This is a genomic window from Micromonospora sp. WMMD998, assembly GCF_029581235.1.
Taxonomy (GTDB): Bacteria; Actinomycetota; Actinomycetes; order Mycobacteriales; family Micromonosporaceae; genus Micromonospora.
Window position 1 is genome coordinate 1,212,126 of record NZ_CP120740.1, and the last position, 17,330, is coordinate 1,229,455.

At 74.0% G+C, this 17,330-nt stretch carries 16 protein-coding genes; 7 read left to right on the top strand and 9 right to left on the bottom strand.

Features of this window, described 5'->3' with window-relative positions; all coding sequences use genetic code 11:
• Nucleotides 1–19: 19 nt before the first annotated feature.
• Nucleotides 20–1,204 carry an MFS transporter gene (locus tag O7619_RS05725; protein ID WP_282286165.1) on the bottom strand — a complete coding sequence of 395 codons (1,185 nt, stop codon included), beginning with the start codon at nucleotides 1,202–1,204 and terminating at the stop codon, nucleotides 20–22.
• Between the two features lie 153 nt (nucleotides 1,205–1,357).
• On the opposite strand from O7619_RS05725, the gene O7619_RS05730 reads away from it, so the two are divergent.
• The 3 genes from O7619_RS05730 (at nucleotide 1,358) to O7619_RS05740 (ending at nucleotide 3,488) form a co-directional block, all read left to right on the top strand.
• Entirely contained in the window at nucleotides 1,358–2,140 is a 783-nt protein-coding gene (locus O7619_RS05730) for a helix-turn-helix domain-containing protein (protein ID WP_282286166.1), read from the top strand.
• A gap of 167 nt (nucleotides 2,141–2,307) precedes the next feature.
• Nucleotides 2,308–2,802, top strand: a complete 495-nt coding sequence (locus O7619_RS05735; protein WP_281590559.1) for a sigma-70 family RNA polymerase sigma factor — start codon at nucleotides 2,308–2,310, stop codon at nucleotides 2,800–2,802.
• Nucleotides 2,799–3,488 (top strand): zf-HC2 domain-containing protein, encoded by a 690-nt coding sequence (locus O7619_RS05740; RefSeq protein WP_282286167.1) that lies wholly within the window; start codon nucleotides 2,799–2,801, stop codon nucleotides 3,486–3,488. The genes O7619_RS05735 and O7619_RS05740 overlap by 4 nt, the downstream gene beginning before the upstream one ends.
• Nucleotides 3,489–3,561: 73 nt before the next feature.
• Here the strand turns inward: O7619_RS05740 and rarD are convergent, their stop codons facing one another.
• The 4 genes from rarD to eccE form a co-directional block, all read right to left on the bottom strand.
• Entirely contained in the window at nucleotides 3,562–4,476 is a 915-nt protein-coding gene (gene rarD / locus O7619_RS05745; RefSeq protein ID WP_282286168.1) for an EamA family transporter RarD, read from the bottom strand.
• Nucleotides 4,477–4,527: 51 nt separating this feature from the next.
• Nucleotides 4,528–4,959, bottom strand: coding sequence for a GNAT family N-acetyltransferase (locus O7619_RS05750; RefSeq protein WP_282286169.1), 432 nt, complete (start codon nucleotides 4,957–4,959; stop codon nucleotides 4,528–4,530).
• Nucleotides 4,960–5,076: 117 nt separating this feature from the next.
• The gene (locus tag O7619_RS05755; protein WP_281585421.1) at nucleotides 5,077–5,463 is read right to left on the bottom strand and encodes a phage holin family protein; all 387 of its coding nucleotides are present in this window, start codon (nucleotides 5,461–5,463) and stop codon (nucleotides 5,077–5,079) included.
• Between the two features lie 47 nt (nucleotides 5,464–5,510).
• Nucleotides 5,511–7,316: a type VII secretion protein EccE gene (gene eccE / locus O7619_RS05760; RefSeq protein ID WP_282286172.1), complete on the bottom strand. Its 1,806-nt coding sequence runs from the start codon at nucleotides 7,314–7,316 to the stop codon at nucleotides 5,511–5,513.
• Between the two features lie 242 nt (nucleotides 7,317–7,558).
• Here eccE and O7619_RS05765 point away from each other — a divergent pair, with 242 nt between their 5' ends.
• On the top strand, nucleotides 7,559–7,876 hold the full coding sequence (locus tag O7619_RS05765) for a WXG100 family type VII secretion target (RefSeq protein ID WP_281590557.1): 318 nt from the start codon (nucleotides 7,559–7,561) through the stop codon (nucleotides 7,874–7,876).
• Nucleotides 7,877–7,898: 22 nt separating this feature from the next.
• Nucleotides 7,899–8,192, top strand: coding sequence for a WXG100 family type VII secretion target (locus O7619_RS05770; protein ID WP_281585419.1), 294 nt, complete (start codon nucleotides 7,899–7,901; stop codon nucleotides 8,190–8,192).
• A 53-nt stretch (nucleotides 8,193–8,245) separates the two neighbouring features.
• Here the strand turns inward: O7619_RS05770 and mycP are convergent, their stop codons facing one another.
• On the bottom strand, nucleotides 8,246–9,451 hold the full coding sequence (gene mycP / locus O7619_RS05775) for a type VII secretion-associated serine protease mycosin (protein ID WP_282286174.1): 1,206 nt from the start codon (nucleotides 9,449–9,451) through the stop codon (nucleotides 8,246–8,248).
• 152 nt (nucleotides 9,452–9,603) lie between these two features.
• On the opposite strand from mycP, the gene O7619_RS05780 reads away from it, so the two are divergent.
• The gene (locus O7619_RS05780; RefSeq protein WP_282286176.1) at nucleotides 9,604–12,648 is read left to right on the top strand and encodes an SseB family protein; all 3,045 of its coding nucleotides are present in this window, start codon (nucleotides 9,604–9,606) and stop codon (nucleotides 12,646–12,648) included.
• Entirely contained in the window at nucleotides 12,645–13,010 is a 366-nt protein-coding gene (locus O7619_RS05785; protein ID WP_282286177.1) for a hypothetical protein, read from the top strand. The genes O7619_RS05780 and O7619_RS05785 overlap by 4 nt, the downstream gene beginning before the upstream one ends.
• Nucleotide 13,011: 1 nt before the next feature.
• Here O7619_RS05785 and O7619_RS05790 read toward each other — a convergent pair whose 3' ends face one another.
• The 3 genes from O7619_RS05790 to O7619_RS05800 all read right to left on the bottom strand — a co-directional run bounded on the left by O7619_RS05790 (nucleotide 13,012) and on the right by O7619_RS05800 (nucleotide 17,049).
• The gene (locus O7619_RS05790; protein WP_282286178.1) at nucleotides 13,012–13,944 is read right to left on the bottom strand and encodes an alpha/beta hydrolase; all 933 of its coding nucleotides are present in this window, start codon (nucleotides 13,942–13,944) and stop codon (nucleotides 13,012–13,014) included.
• Between the two features lie 85 nt (nucleotides 13,945–14,029).
• Nucleotides 14,030–14,539 (bottom strand): hypothetical protein, encoded by a 510-nt coding sequence (locus tag O7619_RS05795; RefSeq protein ID WP_282286179.1) that lies wholly within the window; start codon nucleotides 14,537–14,539, stop codon nucleotides 14,030–14,032.
• 107 nt (nucleotides 14,540–14,646) lie between these two features.
• On the bottom strand, nucleotides 14,647–17,049 hold the full coding sequence (locus O7619_RS05800) for an immune inhibitor A domain-containing protein (protein WP_282288690.1): 2,403 nt from the start codon (nucleotides 17,047–17,049) through the stop codon (nucleotides 14,647–14,649).
• Nucleotides 17,050–17,330: the final 281 nt, after the last annotated feature.

Below are 17,330 nucleotides of genomic sequence, written 5' to 3' on the forward strand. Positions count from 1 at the left end.
AACCTCATGATCACCGAGGTCAGGGGGCCGTGCGGGAGAGGCCGTGGGTGGTCAGGAGCATGAGCAGGGCGGCCAGGAGCATGGCTACCGCGGCCGTGAGCCACATCGTCGGGTAGCCGGCCGCGCTGGCGAGCGCGCCCAGGCCGAGCGGGCCGACGCAGCCGCCCGCGTACACGCCGGTCTGGGTGATGGAGGTGGCGGCGGCCGGGGCCTGCGGGTGGAGCCGGACCACGGCGAAGTTCAGCAGCCCGGGCCACGACCAGCCCAGACCGAAGCCGAGCACCACGCCCACGACAAGCGGCGCGGTGCCGGCCACCGCGAGCAGGACCAGCCCCACCGAACCCGCCACCAGCAGCCCGGCGACCACACCGACGTGCCCGCCGGTCCGCCGGTCGGCGAGCCAGCCGACGCCCACCCGCGCCGCCACGCAGACCGCGCTGCCGAGCGTCAGGGTCAGGCCGGCGAGCCCGGGGGAGAGCCCGCGGGCGGCCGACGAGTCGACCAGGAACGTGCCGAGCGCGTTCGCCGCGCCGGCCGCCAGCGTCGCGGCCAGCCCAACCACCACGAGCGCGGCCGTGCCGCCGCCCCGGCCGGCGGAGGCGGTGCGGGTGCGCCGGTCCCGGCCGAACCGGGGGACGGCCGGGAGCGCGGCCAGCGCGGCTGCGGCGGCGGCCACGAACGCCCAGCGCCAGCCGGCGGTCAGCGCGACGGTGGGCACCGCCGCGCCGGCCAGCAGCGTGGAGACCGGGATGGCGGCCTGCTTCACGCCGAAGGAGAGCCCCTGCCGGTGGGCGGGCACGTGTTCGGCAAGCGCGGCGTTGCTGGCGAGCTGGCCGAGGGCGTTGGCCGCGGCGCTGAGTGCCAGCAGCGCCACCAGCACCGGGTACGACCGGGCGAGGCCCGCCACGGCCAGCAGCGAGCCGGCGGAGAGCCCGATGGCGGCGCGGGCGATCGGGGCCGGTCCGTACCGTTCGACCAGGGCGCCGGAGGGTACCGAGGCGAGCGCGCTGATGCCGAAGTAGACCGAGACGGCCAGGCCCAGCCCGGTCGGGCTGAAGCCGAGTTCGTCGCCGAGCTGCACGGCCAGGCCGCCGACCAGGAAGACCGGCAGGACGCAGGCGATCGTGGTGGCGGTGGCGCCGGCGCCGACCCGGACGGCGCGCCCCGGCACCGGAGGGCCGGATCGTGAAATTGTTTCGGTCATCGTCGGCAAACCTACGCCGACCCAATTTTCGCTGCTGATCGTGTCTGTCGGAGCACGTTCTGTGCCCGGCGATCTGGCATCCTCCACCCGAACAGGCATTTCGCACTCGGCCTCTTTTTCATATGGTGTATGTCCCCGGCGGCGGAGGTGGTTGTGCGCGACCCCTTGGCGGAACCTTCGGATCTGATCCGGAGCGTCTCTCGGGCGCTTCGAGTGCTCGAGTCGGTCGGCCGTGCGCCGAGGGGCCTGACCGTGAAGCAGATCGCCCGACGCTGTGAGCTGACCGTCGCCACCACCTACCACCTGGTGCGGACGCTGGCGTACGAGGGCTACGTGATCCGACGTGAGGACGGCACCTACATCGTCGGGCTGGAGATCGCCGACCGCTACCGCGAGCTGGTCACCGCGTTCCGGGGTCCGCCCGCCGTCGGTGAGGCGCTGCGGCGGGCCGCGGCGGACACCGGCTGGAGCCACTACCTCGGCCGCTTCGTGGGCGGGCAGGTGGCGGTGACCGCCTGCGCCGAGGGGCCACGCTCGCCCTATCTGGAGGAGATGGTGCCGGGCTTCGACGAGGGCGCGCACGCCACCGCGCTCGGCAAGAGCCTGCTCGCCACGCTCACCGCCGATCAACGCTTCCGCTACCTGCGCGAGTACGGGATGCGCCCGTTCACCACCGCCACCCTCACCTCGGTCGAGGCGTTCGAGGCCGACCTGGCCGCCGGTGACCGGCGTGGCATGCAGTTGGAGCTGGGCCAGTTCCGGCAGGGCGTGGCGTGCGCGGCGGTCCTCGTCGCCCCGGACAAGGACATCGAGCGCCGGGTGGTGCTCGCCTGCGCGCTTCCGGCCAGCGAGATGATGACCTCGGCCCGGGTGGTCCGCGCGAAGCTGCTCACCGCCGCCCGGGCGATCGCCGACGGGATCGCCACCGAACACTAGAACGGCCAGGCTGCGCGGGCGTGAACAGCTCCGGCTTGACCTGCGGCTGAACCGTTCGGCGTCACGGCACGTATGGAAGGGCGGACGCAACGCCTGCAAGGGCGGACGTAACACCGGTCTCCCGCCGCCGGAAGCGAGGTACCGCCATCAGTGACCACGACGCCCAACTGCTGCGCGCGCTGCACGACGAACATGCCGACGCGCTGTACGCGCACGCCCTGAGGTTGGTCAACGGCGATCGGCCGCGGGCCGAGGACCTGGTGCAGGAGACGCTGCTGCGGGCCTGGCGGCACCCCGAGTCCCTTGATCCGCGACGCGGCTCGGTCCGCGCCTGGCTCTTCACCACCGCCCGGAACCTCGCCATCGACGCCTGGCGTCGCCGCTCGGCCCGGGTCGGCGAGGTCTACACCGACGAACTGCCGGAAACCGCCGAGACGGTCGACGAGACGGAGCGCGCGGTGGAGGCGTGGACGGTGGCCGAGGCGCTCAACCGGCTCAGCCCGACCCACCGCGAGGTGCTGGTCGAGTGCTTCTACCAGGGCCGGTCGGTGGCGGAGGCGGCGGCCCGGCTGGGCGTGCCGCCGGGCACGGTGAAGTCGCGCACCCACTACGCGCTGCGCTCACTACGGTTGGTGCTGGCCGAGATGGGGGTGACCGGATGACCCGCTGCGAGTTCGCGCACGACGACGGGGCGTACGTGCTGGGCGCCCTCGCCCCGGCCGACCGGGTCGCCTACGAACGGCACCTGTCCGGCTGCGCCGCGTGCCGGGAGGCGGTGGCCGAGATCGCCGTACTCCCCGGCCTGCTGGGCCGTCTCGACCCGGCCGGGCTGGAGCAGTTCCTGGAGGTCGGGCCGGAAACCTCCCGGGTGCCCGCGCTGCTCGACGCCGCGCGGGAGCGGCGGCGGCGCGACAGGTCCCGCTCCCGCCGACGGTACGCGCTGACCGCGCTCGCCGCCGCCGCGCTCGCGGTGCTCGCGGGCGTCGGGGTGACCGTGTTCCGGCCGCCCGCGGAGCCGGCGACCCGGCCGGTGGCGCTCACCTCGATGCGGCCGGTGGCCGGGACGGCGCCGGTGCACGCGGAGGTGGGGCTGACCGAGACGCCGTGGGGCACCGAGGTCACCATGCACTGCGGCTACGACCGGCGGGCCGGGCACCGCGAGGCGTACACGTTCCGGCTGGTGGCGCACGGCCCGGACGGCGCGACCGAGCAGATCGGCTCCTGGCTGGCGGCCCCCGGCGACGACCTGCGCTTCTCCGGCGTCACCCGATTCACGAAAGGCGAACTGGTCCGCCTGGACCTGATGCGCGGCGACGACGCCCCGATCCTCTCCTACGACCTCCGCTGACGGTCCCATCTGCCATGCGCTGATTCACGGAAACAGTGGCTATTTCGCGCCGCGTAGCCACTGTTTCCGTGAATCAGCGCGGAACTGGGGTGGGGAGGGGGGTGGCGCGGGGGCGGCGGCGGGTGTGGTGGAGGGCGTCCACGGTGAAGACCAGCAGGGCTAGCCAGACCAGGGCGAAGCCGGCGAGCCGGGCCGGGGGCATCGGCTCGTGGAAGATCAGCACGCCGCAGCCGAGCTGGAGGATCGGCGCCAGGTACTGCAACATGCCGAGGGTGGACAGCGGCAGCCGGTTCGCCGCGCCGGCGAACAACAGCAGCGGGATCGCGGTCGCGGCGCCGGCCAGCACCAGCAGCGCCGTGTGCCCGGCCGAGACGTGGCCGAATGTCGAGTCGCCGCGGGTCGACAGCCAGGCCAGGTAGGCCAGGGCGGGCAGCGCCAGCACCGCCGACTCGACGAAGAGCCCCTCGACGGCGGGCAGGCCGAGCCGCTTCTTGACCAGGCCGTATCCGGCGAAGCTGAACGCGAGGGTGAGCGCCAGCCAGGGCAGCCGCCCGTAGTCGACGGTGAGCACCGCCACCGCGAGCGCGCCGACGCCGAGCGCCCCCCACTGCGCCGGGCGCAGCCGTTCCCGCAGCGCGACGACGCCGAACAGCACCGACACCAGCGGGTTGATGAAGTAGCCGAGCGCGGTCTCCACCACCCGGTCGGAGTTCACGCCGTAGATGTAGGTGCCCCAGTTGACCGCGATCAGCGCGGCGGCGAGCGTGATGCCGGCCAGCGCCCGGGGGCGTCGGGCCAGCGTCCGCAGGAAGCCGACGTGCCGCATGGCGGCCAGCAACAACGCCACGAACGCCACCGACCAGATGATCCGGTGCGCGAGGATCTCCACCGGCCCGGCCGGGCGGAGCAGCTTCAGGTAGATCGGGAAGAAACCCCAGAGCAGGTACGCGCCGATGCCGTACAGGTAGCCGAGGCGGAGCTGGTTCACCCGCCTACCGTAAGCGGTCGATGCGTCACTGGTCCTTTCCGGTGACCGGCGTCACCGCTGGTCCAGCTCCAGGTAGCGGTCCGCCGCGACGGGCTGGAAGCCGAGCTTGCCGTACACCCCGTGGGCGTCGAGCGTCGCCAGCAGGATCCGGCGTACGCCCAACTCGGCCAAGTGGTCGCGGACGCCGGCCGCCAGCCAGGTGCCCAGCCCGCGACCTCGCTCGGCCCGATCCACGTAGACGTCGCAGAGCCAGGCGAACGTGGCCCGGTCGGTGACCACCCGGGCGACCGCCACCTGCCGGCCGTCGCCGGGCCGGTAGACGCCGAAGCCGATCGAGCCGGCGAAGGCGCGCTCGACCGTCTCCCGGTCCCGCCCGAGCGCCCAGTAGGCGTCCGTGGCGAGCCAGGTGTGCACCCGGGCGAGGTCCAGCCGGGCGGGGTCGGTGCGGAGCTGGTAGCCGTCCGCGCGGGTCAGAATGAACACCCGGCCGAGCGTAGTGCCGCGCCCCGCGCCGGGGACCCGCCAATTCCCGCGTGCTGGACCGCGAGCGCGCGCCGGCCGGTCGCCGGACCGCAGGTGACCGGCGACCGGCCGGGACCGTCAGTCGCGGTCGAGGACGGCGCCGAGGATCCAGGTGACGATGCCGACGAAGAGCGCGCCCAGCACCGCCGCCGGCCAGAACCCGTCGACGTGGAACGGCAGCCCGGCCTCTCCGGCGATCCAACTGGTCAGCAGGAAGAGCAGACCGTTCACCACAAGCGCGATCAGGCCGAGGGTGAGCAGGTAGAAGCCGCACCCCACGGTCTTGATGATCGGCTGGAGCACCGCGTTGACCACGCCGAAGATCACCGCGACGAGCACCAGGGTGGTCACCGTCTCGGTGGCCGAGTCCGAGTCGAGCGTGATGCCCGGAATGAGCAGCGTGGCGAGCCAGAAGGCCACCGCCGTCGTGCCCACCCGGATCAGAAGACCCTTCAGAAAATCCATGGCCGGGATCGTGCCACGCCGGTTCCACGCGCGGAACCCGGTCCGCCTCAGTGGCGGACCGGGCGACCGACCAGTTGCGACTCGACCGGGGTCGGCGAGAGCAGCGCCCACCGCAGCGCCCGGCGGTTGACCACCGCCACCATGTCGTCGCGGATCCGGGTGAGCCAGTCGGCGGACGCGCCGAGACCGAGCGCCGTGCCGGCAAGTGCCGCCTCGGCCGGGTCGAGGGGCTGGAGGACAGCCAGATCCGCGCGGGCCAGCGCCGGCGCGTCCGCGGGGGTCAGCTCGTCACGGACCACGAGCACCGACTGCCAGGCCGCCGCCGGACCGACCTCCGGCGGCTGCGGGCCGGCGTCGACCACGAGCAGCACCGGTCGCAGCGGCGAACCGGGCGCGCCACCGACCGCCCGCCCCGGCGGGAGCAGCGGCACCACGCCGCCCGGGCCTCCGGCCCCGCGGACGAACGCCTCCCAGGCCCGGGGGCGGGCGGTCTGCACCGCGACCCGGGCGCCGAGCGCCAGCGCCCGCAACACGAGCAACTGCGCGGCGGGCACGCCGCCCACGAGCAGCACCCGGGTCGTCGCCGGCCGGAACAGGCGCACGGTGAGCGGGCCGCCCCGCCGGTCGGCGCCCACCATCAGGCCGGACCCGCCGACCGGCAGGTCCGGTGCTGCCGGCGGTGACCCGGCGGGGGGCGCACCCGGTCCCGCAACCGCCAGTGGCAGGGTGGCGGCCAGCCCCGCCAGGTGCTCGCCGTCGAGGCGGCGCAACTCGCCGCCGGCGGCACCGGCCACCCGGTTCAACGCCCGTTCGGCCACCGACAACTCCGCCGCGCTCGCGGCGGCCACCCGGACCGTCAGCTCGGCCGGAACCGGCACGGAGTCGGTGCGGGGGCCGACGCGGACGGCGACGGTGGTGGCGGCGGCCGGCACGGCCAGCAGCCGGGGAACCAGCCCCCGGGCGGCCTCGCCGCGCGGGTCCGGCCACCGGCGCAGCCGCCAGGTCGCCTGCGCCAGCCCACCCACGGTGAGCATCGGCCAGGTCTCCCGGGCCGGAGCGCCGGCCTCGTGATGGGCCAGCTCGGCGATCACCCGCAGTGCCGCCGGCACGCCGAGCGGCGTGCCGGTGAGCGGGCCGAGCCGGCGGACCGTCCGCCGGACCGTGCCGGAGAGCGCCCGCAACAGCTCCTCGTCCGACCAGCCGTCGGCCCGCAGCACCCGCAGGGCCAGCACCACCCGGGCGCGCCCGGCCAGCCGGCCGTCGGTGAGCTGACGGTAGGACGTCCCGGCGGGACCGGCCGCGACGGCCGGCGCGGGCGCGGGCGACGCCGAGAAGAGCAGTTGGAGCCGGACCGGCGGGCTCTCCGGGCCGGCGGTGGGAAGCAGGTCGAGCGGCGCCGGCAGCGCCTGTTGGCGGTCACCGAGCAGGTCGTCCGGGTCGCCGAGCTCCAGCAACGCGGTCAGCCCACCGGCATCGTGCAGCACGGCGGCCGGGCCGCCGGCCAGCTCCGCCGCGTGCGCCACCGTGCCCGGCCCGACCAGCTCCAGCACCGCCGCCGGATCGGCCCCCGCCGGCAGGGCGCGGCGACGGCCGAGGTACGCCACCCCGACGGTGAGCCATTCGTGCAGCCAGCGGCCCCGGTAGCGGACCCACGCGGCGGGCAGTAGCACCGTCGCCGACAGCAGCGCGACGGCGGTGAGCGTGACGCCCCGCCCGGCGGACGCCACGAGCACGGCTGCCGCGACCTGCGTCGCCACGACCTGACCGGCGCGGACCCGGGTGTGCGGGCGGCGTCTCCACTGTGGCGTCGGGACGGATGCGGGCGAGGGCCGGCCCGCCGTGGTCGCGGTCACCGCACCTCCTCGCCCGGCCGTCGGGTGACGTCGCCGTGGCTCATCGTAGTGGGCGCGTTGTCCACAGGGGAGAGCTGGGGGGTAGCAGAACCGGAGTGATGCGGCTACCGTCAGCGACGAAAACCGTCGACGCGTGCGCCCGCCGTCTCCCTCCCCCTCCGGCGGCCGCGAGCGCCGCGCGACGAGTCCACGGTGGTCACACGGTGGCCAGCCACGACCGAGGAGACGAGGTGACGTCCGGGATGTCCCAGACCCAGGCAGAAGCCGCGGTGATGCATCAGACCGCCGCGAAGTTCGAGCAGGCCGACCAGTCGCTCCAGACCATGCTCAGCGGCCTGATGGCCGAGCTGGAGGTGTTGCAGCAGGCCTGGCGGGGTGCCGGCGGGCGTTCGTTCGAGCAGGTCAAGCAGCAGTGGGCGCAGGACCAGACGGCCCTGCAGCGGGCGCTGCGCGAGACGGCCACCGCGATCCGCACCGCCGGGCGGCACTACGACGCCTCCGACACCGAGGCCGCCGGCCGGGTGTCGGGCACCAACCGCGGCATCCAGCTGCCGCTCTAGACCTCCGGAAAGGAACGAACCCATGGAGCATGGTGTGCTGGTCGTCAACTTCGCCGCCCTGCATCAGGCCGGCGCCGACATCCAACGGGCACTGACCACCCTGGAGAGCCAGCTCGGGCAGCTCGAACGGGACGCTGCGCCACTGGTGGCGAGCTGGAACGGTGCGGCCCGGGAGGCGTACGAGCAGCGGCAGTCCCGCTGGCGGGCCGCCTCGCAGGACCTTCAGGCGATGCTGCGCGACATCAAGCTCGCCGTGGAGGATTCCGCATCCGACTACCTCGACACCGAGAAGCGCAACGCCAACCTGTTCCACTGACTCCGGTGTGGCCCGGGTGCCCCGCTCGGGCCACGACCCGGCGGTCCGGCAGGTCAGACCGGCCCGGCCGGACGCCAGCGCCGGCGTGCCCCCCGGGGCACCACCACGGCCAGCAGCGCCACCAGCGCCGCCGCGCCGCCGGTCACGCCCGCCACCAGCAGCGCCCGGTCCCGGGCCAGCGCGCGGCGGGCACGACGGTCGAGCACCGCCGGGTCGGGCCGGTCGGCCGGGAGCACGACGCCACCCCGGCGAACGGCGCCCGCCCCGCCCGGCGACTCGGTCACCGCGCGGTACGGGTTGAGCACCCCGGCGCCGTAGCCCGCACCCCGCCCCGGCGCCGGGTCGGTGCCGCCGACGATCCGTGCGGCGACCTCGGCCGCGCTCAGACCGGGGCGATACTGGCGCAGCAACGCCGCGGTGCCAGCCACGAACGGGGTGGCATAGCTGGTCCCCTCGGCCCGGTGGTGGCCCTGCCGGGGCGCGGCCATCAGCACCTCGCGGCCGGGAGCGACCAGGTCGACGTACGGGCCGGTCTGGGAGAACGCGGCGCGTACCCCGTCCGGCCCGATCGCGCCGACGCCGAGCACCCCGTCGTACGCCGCCGGGTAGGGCCGGGGATCGCCGTTGTCGTGCAGGTTGCCGGCGGCGGCCACCACCACCACGTCCCGCCGCACCGCATAGGCGACCGCGGCGCGCACGGCCGGGTCGTCCGCGTACAGCACGACCGAGAGGTTGAGCACGTCGGCGTCGTGGTCCACGGCCCAGCGGACGGCCCGGGCGAAGTCGGCCGCGTCGACCGTACGCCCCGACTCCCGCCCCTCGACCACCTGTTGCTCGCTCACCCGCACCGGCAGGATGAGCGCGCCCGGCGCGAGGCCGTGGAACGCGATGCCCGGCCGGGGCGTGGCGGCGATGATGCTCGCCACGCCGGTGCCGTGCCCGGCGCAGTCGCGGGTGCCGTCCCCGCCCGGGTCGAGGAAGTCGGCGCCCGCCAGCACCCGGCCGGCGAGTTGCGGATGCGACCGGTCCACCCCCGAGTCCACCACCGCCACCACCACGCCGGTGCCGGTGGCGAGCGGCGCGAGCCGGTCCGGCGCGTACCGCTGCTGGGGCCACGGCTGCTCGGCCACCGGGCGGGCCGGCGCGGGCGGGGTGGCGCAGCCGGACGGCGCGCGGGCCGCGGCCGGCGCCGCGGGCAGGCCGGTGACGAGGAGGGTCGCCAGAGCGGCCACGGTCCGGCGGGCGAAGGGCCGAGGCATCGACGACCTCCGTAACATGTCGACTCCGGAACGCGATGTTAGCGCCTGACCGAGGCAGGGGCCGACCGTCGATGGCCAGGGATTGTGATCTTGTTACCACCTTGTAGGTTGTAGGCGATACCTGTGGCCTGTGCACGGAAGGAGAGGTGGCCGTGACCGGATGGGAGCCGGCCACCGAGGCCGAGGTGGCGATGCGGGACGCGCTGCACGCACAGGACCAGCAGCAATACTTCCGCGTCCTGGCCCACGTCGATCTGGTGCTGCCGGTCGCCGGCGGGACGACCGCGGGGTGGGGCACCTGGACCTCCGGGGGCCGCACGCACGTGTTGGCGTTCACCTCCGTCGCCGCGCTGCGGGCCAGCCTGGGCGAGAACGCCGGCACCACCCGCCGGGTGGCGTACGCGGACCTGGCCGCCGGCTGGCCCGACCAGGAGTGGTGGCTGGCGGTCAATCCGGGCCTGCCGATCGAGGGCTACCTGCCCGCCTGGTATGTCGCGCAGCTCTCCCGGGGTGACGTCCGGCTGCCCGGCCGGACCATGGGCGCCCGGGCCCGGCTGGAGCGGGTGCAGAGCGCCACCCGGGCCGCCCGCAACGGCACGCCCGAGCCCGCCACCGGAACGCCGTCCGCCCCGTTTCCCGCCGCTTCCGTGCCCGCCGCTCCGGTGCCGCCGCCGTCGGTGCCACCGCCCCTTGTTCCACCGCCCTTGGTGCCACCGCCGTCGGTGCCGCCGCCGGTCGCGCCGGGCCGCCGCGGGTGGGCGGCGACGCCCGACGAGCCCGCCACCGTGCCGATCCGTACCGCTCCGGGGCTGGGCCGCCGCGTGCCGACCGTACCGCCCCGTCGTCCACGGCCGGCCGCCGGCGACGGCGGCCGGGCCGGGGTCCGCGACGGCGCCGACCCGGACGCGCTCGACGGCTGGCTCACCGACCTGCGCCAGCGCCCGGACGAGCCGGACCCGTTCGCCGCCGGTCGGACCGCGCCGGTCGACGAGACGCCGACCGTGGCGGCGCCGCCACCGGCCCGGTCCTTCTTCGAACCCACCTCCGGCCGCTCGTCCCGGCGGTCCTCCCCGCTCGACGCGCACCGCCGGTCCGCCGAGCGGGAGACGCCCTCCCGGTTCGCCGGCGGTCAGCCGTTCCCCCGACGCCGGCCGCTGAACGAGCCGGTGCCCGAGGACCCGACCCGGGCGTTCCCGGCGGGTGCGGCCGAGCCGACGCCGGCACCCCGGCCGGCCGAGCCGGCGCCGTCGTTCCACCCGGCCCGCCCGGCCGAGGACCACACCCGGACGCTGCCCCGCCGGCAGCCCGCCCCGACCGCCTCCGCGCCGCCGGACGAGTGGGCTCCGGCCCTCGCGGACCGCTGGGAATCCGTCGACGCTCCCGCGGAAGCGGAAGAGCTGCCACCGTCGATCGCCGAGCCGGTGTCCGCCCCGCCCGTGTCGCGTCGTGACTTCACCCCGATAGTCATCGAGGGCACCGTCATCGAGGCCCGCGACCTGACCATCCCCGGCCAGGGCTGGTCCTCACCGCCGGCCGTCGACGGGCATGGTGCCGGCCCCGCCGCGTCGTGGTCGACCCTCACCGGCCCGACCACGCCCCTGCCGGCCGACCCGCCGATCGCGCCCCCGGCCGGCGCGGTCGACCTCGACGAGCCCGCCCGGATCGACGACCGCCCGACGGCCGAGCCGCTCCGGGCCGAGCCGTCCGATCCCGAGCCGTCCCCGACCGCGACGGCGGCCTCCGGCTGGCCGGACCCGTCGCCGGGGTCGGGTTGGGCGACGGCCGAGCCGGACCACCCCAACGGGCCGCACGCCTCCTCGGACGGGCCGACGGTGTCGCTGTTCGAGCCGACCACCCCGCCGTCCGAGCCGTCCCCGGTCCAGCCGGCCCCGGCGGCTCCCGCCGCCGAAGAACCCACCGTCTCGCTGTTCGATCCGGTGTCGCCGGTGGAGCCGACGGTGCCGCTGTCCGCGCCCGCGTCACCGGGTGAGCCGACCACCGCGCTCTTCGCGCCCGCGTCGCCGGACCAGCCGACGGTGTCGCTGTTCGCACCGGCGTCGCCGGTGGAGCCGACCACCGCGCTGTTCACTCCCGCGCCACCCGGCGAGGCGACCACCGCGCCGTCGGACGAGCCGACGGTGTCGCTGTTCGCACCGGCGTCGCCGGACGAGCCGACCAAGGCACTGTCCGCCGACCAGCCGGTGACCGCTCCCCCGGCCGAACCGGACTTCGTGCCGGCGAACCCGGTGGAGGAGGAGTTGCTGGCGGCGACCGGCAGCGGGAACGCGGACGGGTTCCTCACCACGTTGCTGCTGGCCCGGGTGATGCTGCCGGTGGCGTTCGACTCGGCGCCGGGCAGCCGCCCCGGTGACCCGGGCTTCGCCTGGCGCACCGAGACGGTCGACGGGGTGCGGTACGTGGCGGTCTACACCTCGCCGGAGCGGCTCGCCGAACACGCCGAGGGGCCGGTCGACACGATCCGGGTCAAGTTCGTCCAGCTCATCCGGCGCTGGCCGGACAGGAACTGGTCGTTCCTGATCAACCCGGGCAGCCCGGTGGGCGCGGCGTACCCGGGAGAGCAGGTGCTGGCGCTTGCGAACTGGGCCGCCGAGGTGGGGCTCGGCGACGACCCGGAAACCGAGCCGGAACCGTCCGCCTCCGGGCCGGCGCGGGCCGCCGAGCCGCGCCGGAACGCGGCGGCGACGCCCCCGAGCCCGCCGGTGACCATGCAGAAGGCGGTCGCGGCGAGCCAACTCGCCTACTACCTGGAGCGCGGCTACGACCGGGTCTCCGGCTTCGTGCACCGGGCCGGTGAGCTGGCCCACCTGCGTACCCCGGGGGAGTTGTACGACGCGCTCGGACTCGGCCATCCGGGTTCCCCGTTCTCCCGCGACGACGAGGAGCTCTACCTGCTGCGCTGGCCGGCCTACCGGCCGAGTCTCTACCGGATCCCGTACGGCGGGCAGAACGAGGCCGCGATGCGGGCGATGGAGGGCTGGGTGATCGAGCGCCCGCCGTTCCGCGGCAACGGCTTCGCGCCGAGCGAGAACAGCGACGTGATCGCCGAGTTCAAGGTGGACAGTGCCCGGCTGCCGCACGGTGCCCAGCTCTGGCGGATCGGCGCCGACGGGGACGCCCGGCTCGTCGCGACGCTCGACACCGACGCGCTGCGCTGGCAGAAGACGGACCAGGCATGACCCGCGACGGCTACGTGGCGCGCTGGCGGGGCCGGGAATACCAGGCCAGCCCGGACGGCGACGACATCCGTCTCTACCAGCCCGACCCGGACGAGGGTTTCACCGAGGCGCGACCCGGCCGGTACGTCCGGGTGGTGCCGGCGGCCGAGGTCGACGACCTGGCGTACGTGCGGACCACCTGCACCTGGCAGGGCGAGCCGTTCATTGTGCTGGCCGAGCACGAGGGCTGGCTGCGGGTCGAGTACACGGGTGGCCGTTGGCCGGTGGCGGAGGCGATGGGCCTGGAGGCGTTCGACTTCGGCGTCTACCAGGGCTGGGCGCCCGCGGCCGAGGTGGTCGGGCTGGGCGAGCAGCGGGTCTGAGTCAGGACTTCGCCCACCGCAGGATCTCGCCGAGCACCACGTTGCGGGCCTCGACGTGCGGGAAGTGGCCCACCCCGTCGAGCAGTCGCCACTCGTACGGCGCGCTGACGTAGCGGCCGGAGCCCTGCGCGGTGCGGGGGAGGGACGCCCGGTCCAGCGCGCCGTGCAGTTGCAGGGTCGGCGTGACGAGCGGCTTCTGCATCAGCTTGACGAACCGGTAGCCGTGCAGTCGCAGCGCCGAGCGGAACGCCCAGCGGTAGCCTTCCAGCGCGCAGAACGCGGCCTGCGGGATCTGCATCGCGACCCGGCAGCACCTGGCGTAGTCGGCGAAGTCGGGGCCGTCCACCCAGCTCGGTCCGCCCCAGCGGCGCAGCATCTCCTCCACCTCGGCGGCGCCGTCCCGGGTCAGCACGTGCTCGTAGCGGGGGAGCTGGAACTTCAGCGTCGCGGTGGCCGAGGCGAACTGGCCGCGCGGGTCGGCGACGATGGCGGCCCGCAGCCGGAGCGGGTGCGGCGCGCCGAGCACCACGAGCCGGCGGACCAGGGTGGGGTGGAACGAGGCGGCGGTCCAGCCGATCAGCCCGCCCGCGCCGGTGCCGACCACAGTGGTCGACCGTTCGCCCAACGCCCGGATCAGGCCGGCCACGTCCGCGGCGAGCGTGTAGCCGTCGTACCCCCGGGGTGGCTTGTCGCTCGCGCCGTAACCGCGCAGGTCGACGGCGACCGCGCGGAAGCCGGCGTCGGCGACGGCCGGCAGCATCTCGTGCCAGGCGTACCAGTATTCCGGGAAGCCGTGCAGGAAGAGCACCATCGGGCCGGTGCCCGCCTCGACGACGTGGAACCGGCTGCCGTTGGCGCCGACGAACCGGTGCGTCCACGGCCCTTCGGGCAGGACGCAGGACTCGTCGGCGGGTCCGCCGCGCTGGTCGGTCATGAGGCACAGCCTAGGGCCGCTGGCCGCCCGCCGGCCCCGCAGGTGGGCAGGATCAGGGGTTTCTCCGGGAGGGGCCGGGGTGCGGTCAGGCCACGCGCTCGATGCGCAGCAGACCGACCAGCCGGCCCGGTCCGCATGCGACGCCCTCCGGCGCCGGGCCGACCGTGGCCCGGACCCAGGTGCCGGCGGGCCAGGTGCCCTTGTCCGGGCCGTACAGGGTGTGCTCCTGACCGTCGTCGGTGACGAGCGTGTAGCAGGGGCCGTCACCGCCGTCGCTGATCCGGCCGGCGAGGATGTTCGGCTTGCGCTGGTCGGTCGGGTGCCGTGGCGGCCCGATCGGTGGCCGGAGCGTCGGCAGGTCGGTGGTGGAGAGCGGGGGCCGGCCGGTGGAGGCGGTCGGGGCCGGGGTCGCCGGGCTCGGTGTGGCCGGGCTCGACGCGGCCGGGCTCGGTGTGGCCGGGGACGGCTCCGGCGCGGAGCCGGTGGATCCGGTGGGGTCGGGCACGGCGGCTTCCTTGTCCGGGCTCGCGCAGCCGGCCAGGGCCAGGGCCAGCGCGAGGACCGCGGCCAGGCGGCGGTCGAGGCTTGTGGTCACCCGTCTCAGACGCGCCGCGGGTCGCGACGGTTCCCACCTGGAACACGGGCGAGGCCCGGGCAGGTGACCTGCCCGGGCCTCGTCACGGTGTCGCACGGATCAGCGGTTCAGGAGAAACGGACCTTCATCGAGGTGCCGTTCTGCTCCAGGACCTTGATCTTGGCACCGGAGGCCGGCAGCTTGACGCCATGGTTCGGCAGCTCCGGGTACCAGTACTGCTTGGTGTCGTCGAACAGCGGCTGCGCGGCCTGACCGCGGATGTACTGCGGCTGGCTGTTGATGTGCAGCGTGAACGAGTCCGCCTTCTTCAGGCTGAACGGCGCGTCGTAGACCTGGACGCGGGCCCGCCAGGGCTGCCCGGTCAGGTTGTAGATCGGCCGCGGGTGAGCGTCGATGATCATGTTACGACCCTCGCCCGGGTGCGCGAACGTGTCGTTGTCCGCCCACCGGAGGTTCCAGTAGGAGATCAGCAGACCCTGCTGGTACGCGTAGTGGTCCACGTAGTCCGGGCGGGTGTTCGCGTAGCCGAAGTAGTACGGGCCGGTCTTGAGGTACTTGTCGTACGAGACGTACGACCGGTTGCCGGCGATGTAGTAGTTGTCGAACTTGCGCGTGTAGGTCTCCTCGACGATGCTCCAGCCGCTGAGCGTCCAGCCGGCGGCACCGGCCTCGGCACCATCGGTGAGCAGCGTCTGACCGTCGGCGGTCACGGTGATGGCGTCACCGTAGAAGCCGCCCTCGGAGACGCCACCGTCGGTCTGGTAGCGGAGCCGGAACTGCACGGCCTGGCCGACGACCGAGTCCAGCGAGACGTTGACGTCGACCCACTTGTCGTCGCTGGAGCCGTCCAGGGCGTACCGCCCGGGCGAGATCTCCTTGAGCGCCTTGCCGTTGGCCGTGCCCGGGAGCGAGACCCAGCTCTGGCCACCGTCGGTGGAAGCCTCGAAGAAGAGGTAGTCGTAGTCCTCTTCGATGCTGTAGCGACCCTTCATCGACACCGCGGCGCTGCTCTTCCCCGTGAGGTCGATGGCCCGCGTCATCGTGGTGTTCAGGTCGTCCTCGTTACCCGAGAAGAACTGCTTCGTCCCCTCGAACGGCTTGCCGTTCTGGAACGAGTACTCCCGCTGCGGCAGCACCACCACGGCGCCCTGGGCCTTGGAGGAGTTGTACTCCTGCGGGCCCAGTTGCAGCGTGCGCTTCTGACCGGCGACGACCACCTCGTAGTCGAGCCAGCCGAGCTGGAGCTTGTTCCAGGCGCCCAGGTCGCCACCGCGCTCGCCGATGCCACCGTCGTTCTTGGCGCCGAGCCGGCTCTGGGCCATCAAGGTCCAGTGCTCGTTGTTGTTGTCCCCACCACTGACCACGTTGTAGTCGTCCGGCAGACCGAGGTCGTGGCCGTACTCGTGGTAGAAGACGCTCCGGCCACCGTTCTCCGGCTGGATCGTGTAGTCGCCGATCCAGACGCCGGTGTTGCCGATCTCGGTGCCGCCACCCGGGAAGGTGTCCGGGCCGGTGCTGCCCTGGTCGCTGGCGAACGCGTACCAGCGGTGGCTCCAGATGGCGTCCTCACCCTGGAGCGGGTCACCGTCGGCCTGGTCGCCGCCGGCGTGGACGATCTGGAAGTGGTCGATGTAGCCGTCCGGCTCGTTGAAGTTGCCGTCGCCGTCGTAGTCGTAACGGTCCCACTCGTCCATCGACTTGACGTCGGCGGCGATCTCCTCGTCGGAGCGGCCCTGCGCCTTCTGGTCGGCGACCCACTGGTTGGCGGCGTCGCGGACCAGGGCCCAGGTGTTGGTGCAGACGTTCGAGGCACACGGGTAGCCGTCGGAACGGCCGTAGCGCGCCTCGTTGTACTTCACCTTCACCCAGTTGGTGACCTCGCCGTCGACGCTGTATCGACCGGAGGACTGGGCCTCGTAGTACTGCTTCAGCGACTCGTCACCCGGCTTGGTGCCGAAGTAGATCTGCCGGTAGTGATCGGCGCTGAAGTCCGGCTGCCAGACGGTGGAGTTGTCCACCGCCCGGTTGGGCTCGGGGATCTGGTTGACGCGCGGACCGTCGAACCGGGTCGGGCCCGGGGTGTCCGGGTCGGTGTCCTGGTCCGGGTAGTTCGGGTGCCGCTCGTCGCCGAACTCCGCGAGGATGACGAAGATCTTGTCGGTCCGCTCGCGGGAGAGCTCGACGTACTGGTCCTTGGTCGGACCCTTGCCGGCCTTGGTGCTCTTGGCGGACCTGCCCGCCGCGGCACCCTCGGCAGCCTTCTCGCCAACCTTGACGACAGTGCTGCCGTTGATCTTCTGGGCCTTCGCCCTGCCGGACAGGACCTCGCTGAGGCCTTCCTGGCGCAGTGCGCGCCGCTTGTCCTCGAGCGGGTTGGGCAGGTCGTGATCAGTCTGCGCAGGCTCGGCCACCGACGGAGCGGTGGTCGGCAGCTTCGGCGTCGGCGCGGCGCTGGCGGACGTACCTGCCACCAGCCCCGTCGCGGTCAGCGAAAGCCCGAGCAGACCCACTGCGACTTTGCGCACGTGGTACCTCCGGTGTGAGGGAACCGGCCCCATGGGGGTACGGGCCGGTGGAACGTCCCACAAGTGGGACCCTTGGTGAACATAGACACTGCTGGGACTGGTGTGAAGATGCGCGCGTCGTTTTGTTGCAACTTTTTGTTGGACAGGTCTTTCCCCGTCACACCCCGGACCGCCGTCGAGTCGTTGACCAGTGCGGACGTTCCCGTATCGCGACGCAGCGACACCGATGGATATGCGGAAGGGTCGGGAGCGCGGCGGCTCCCGAC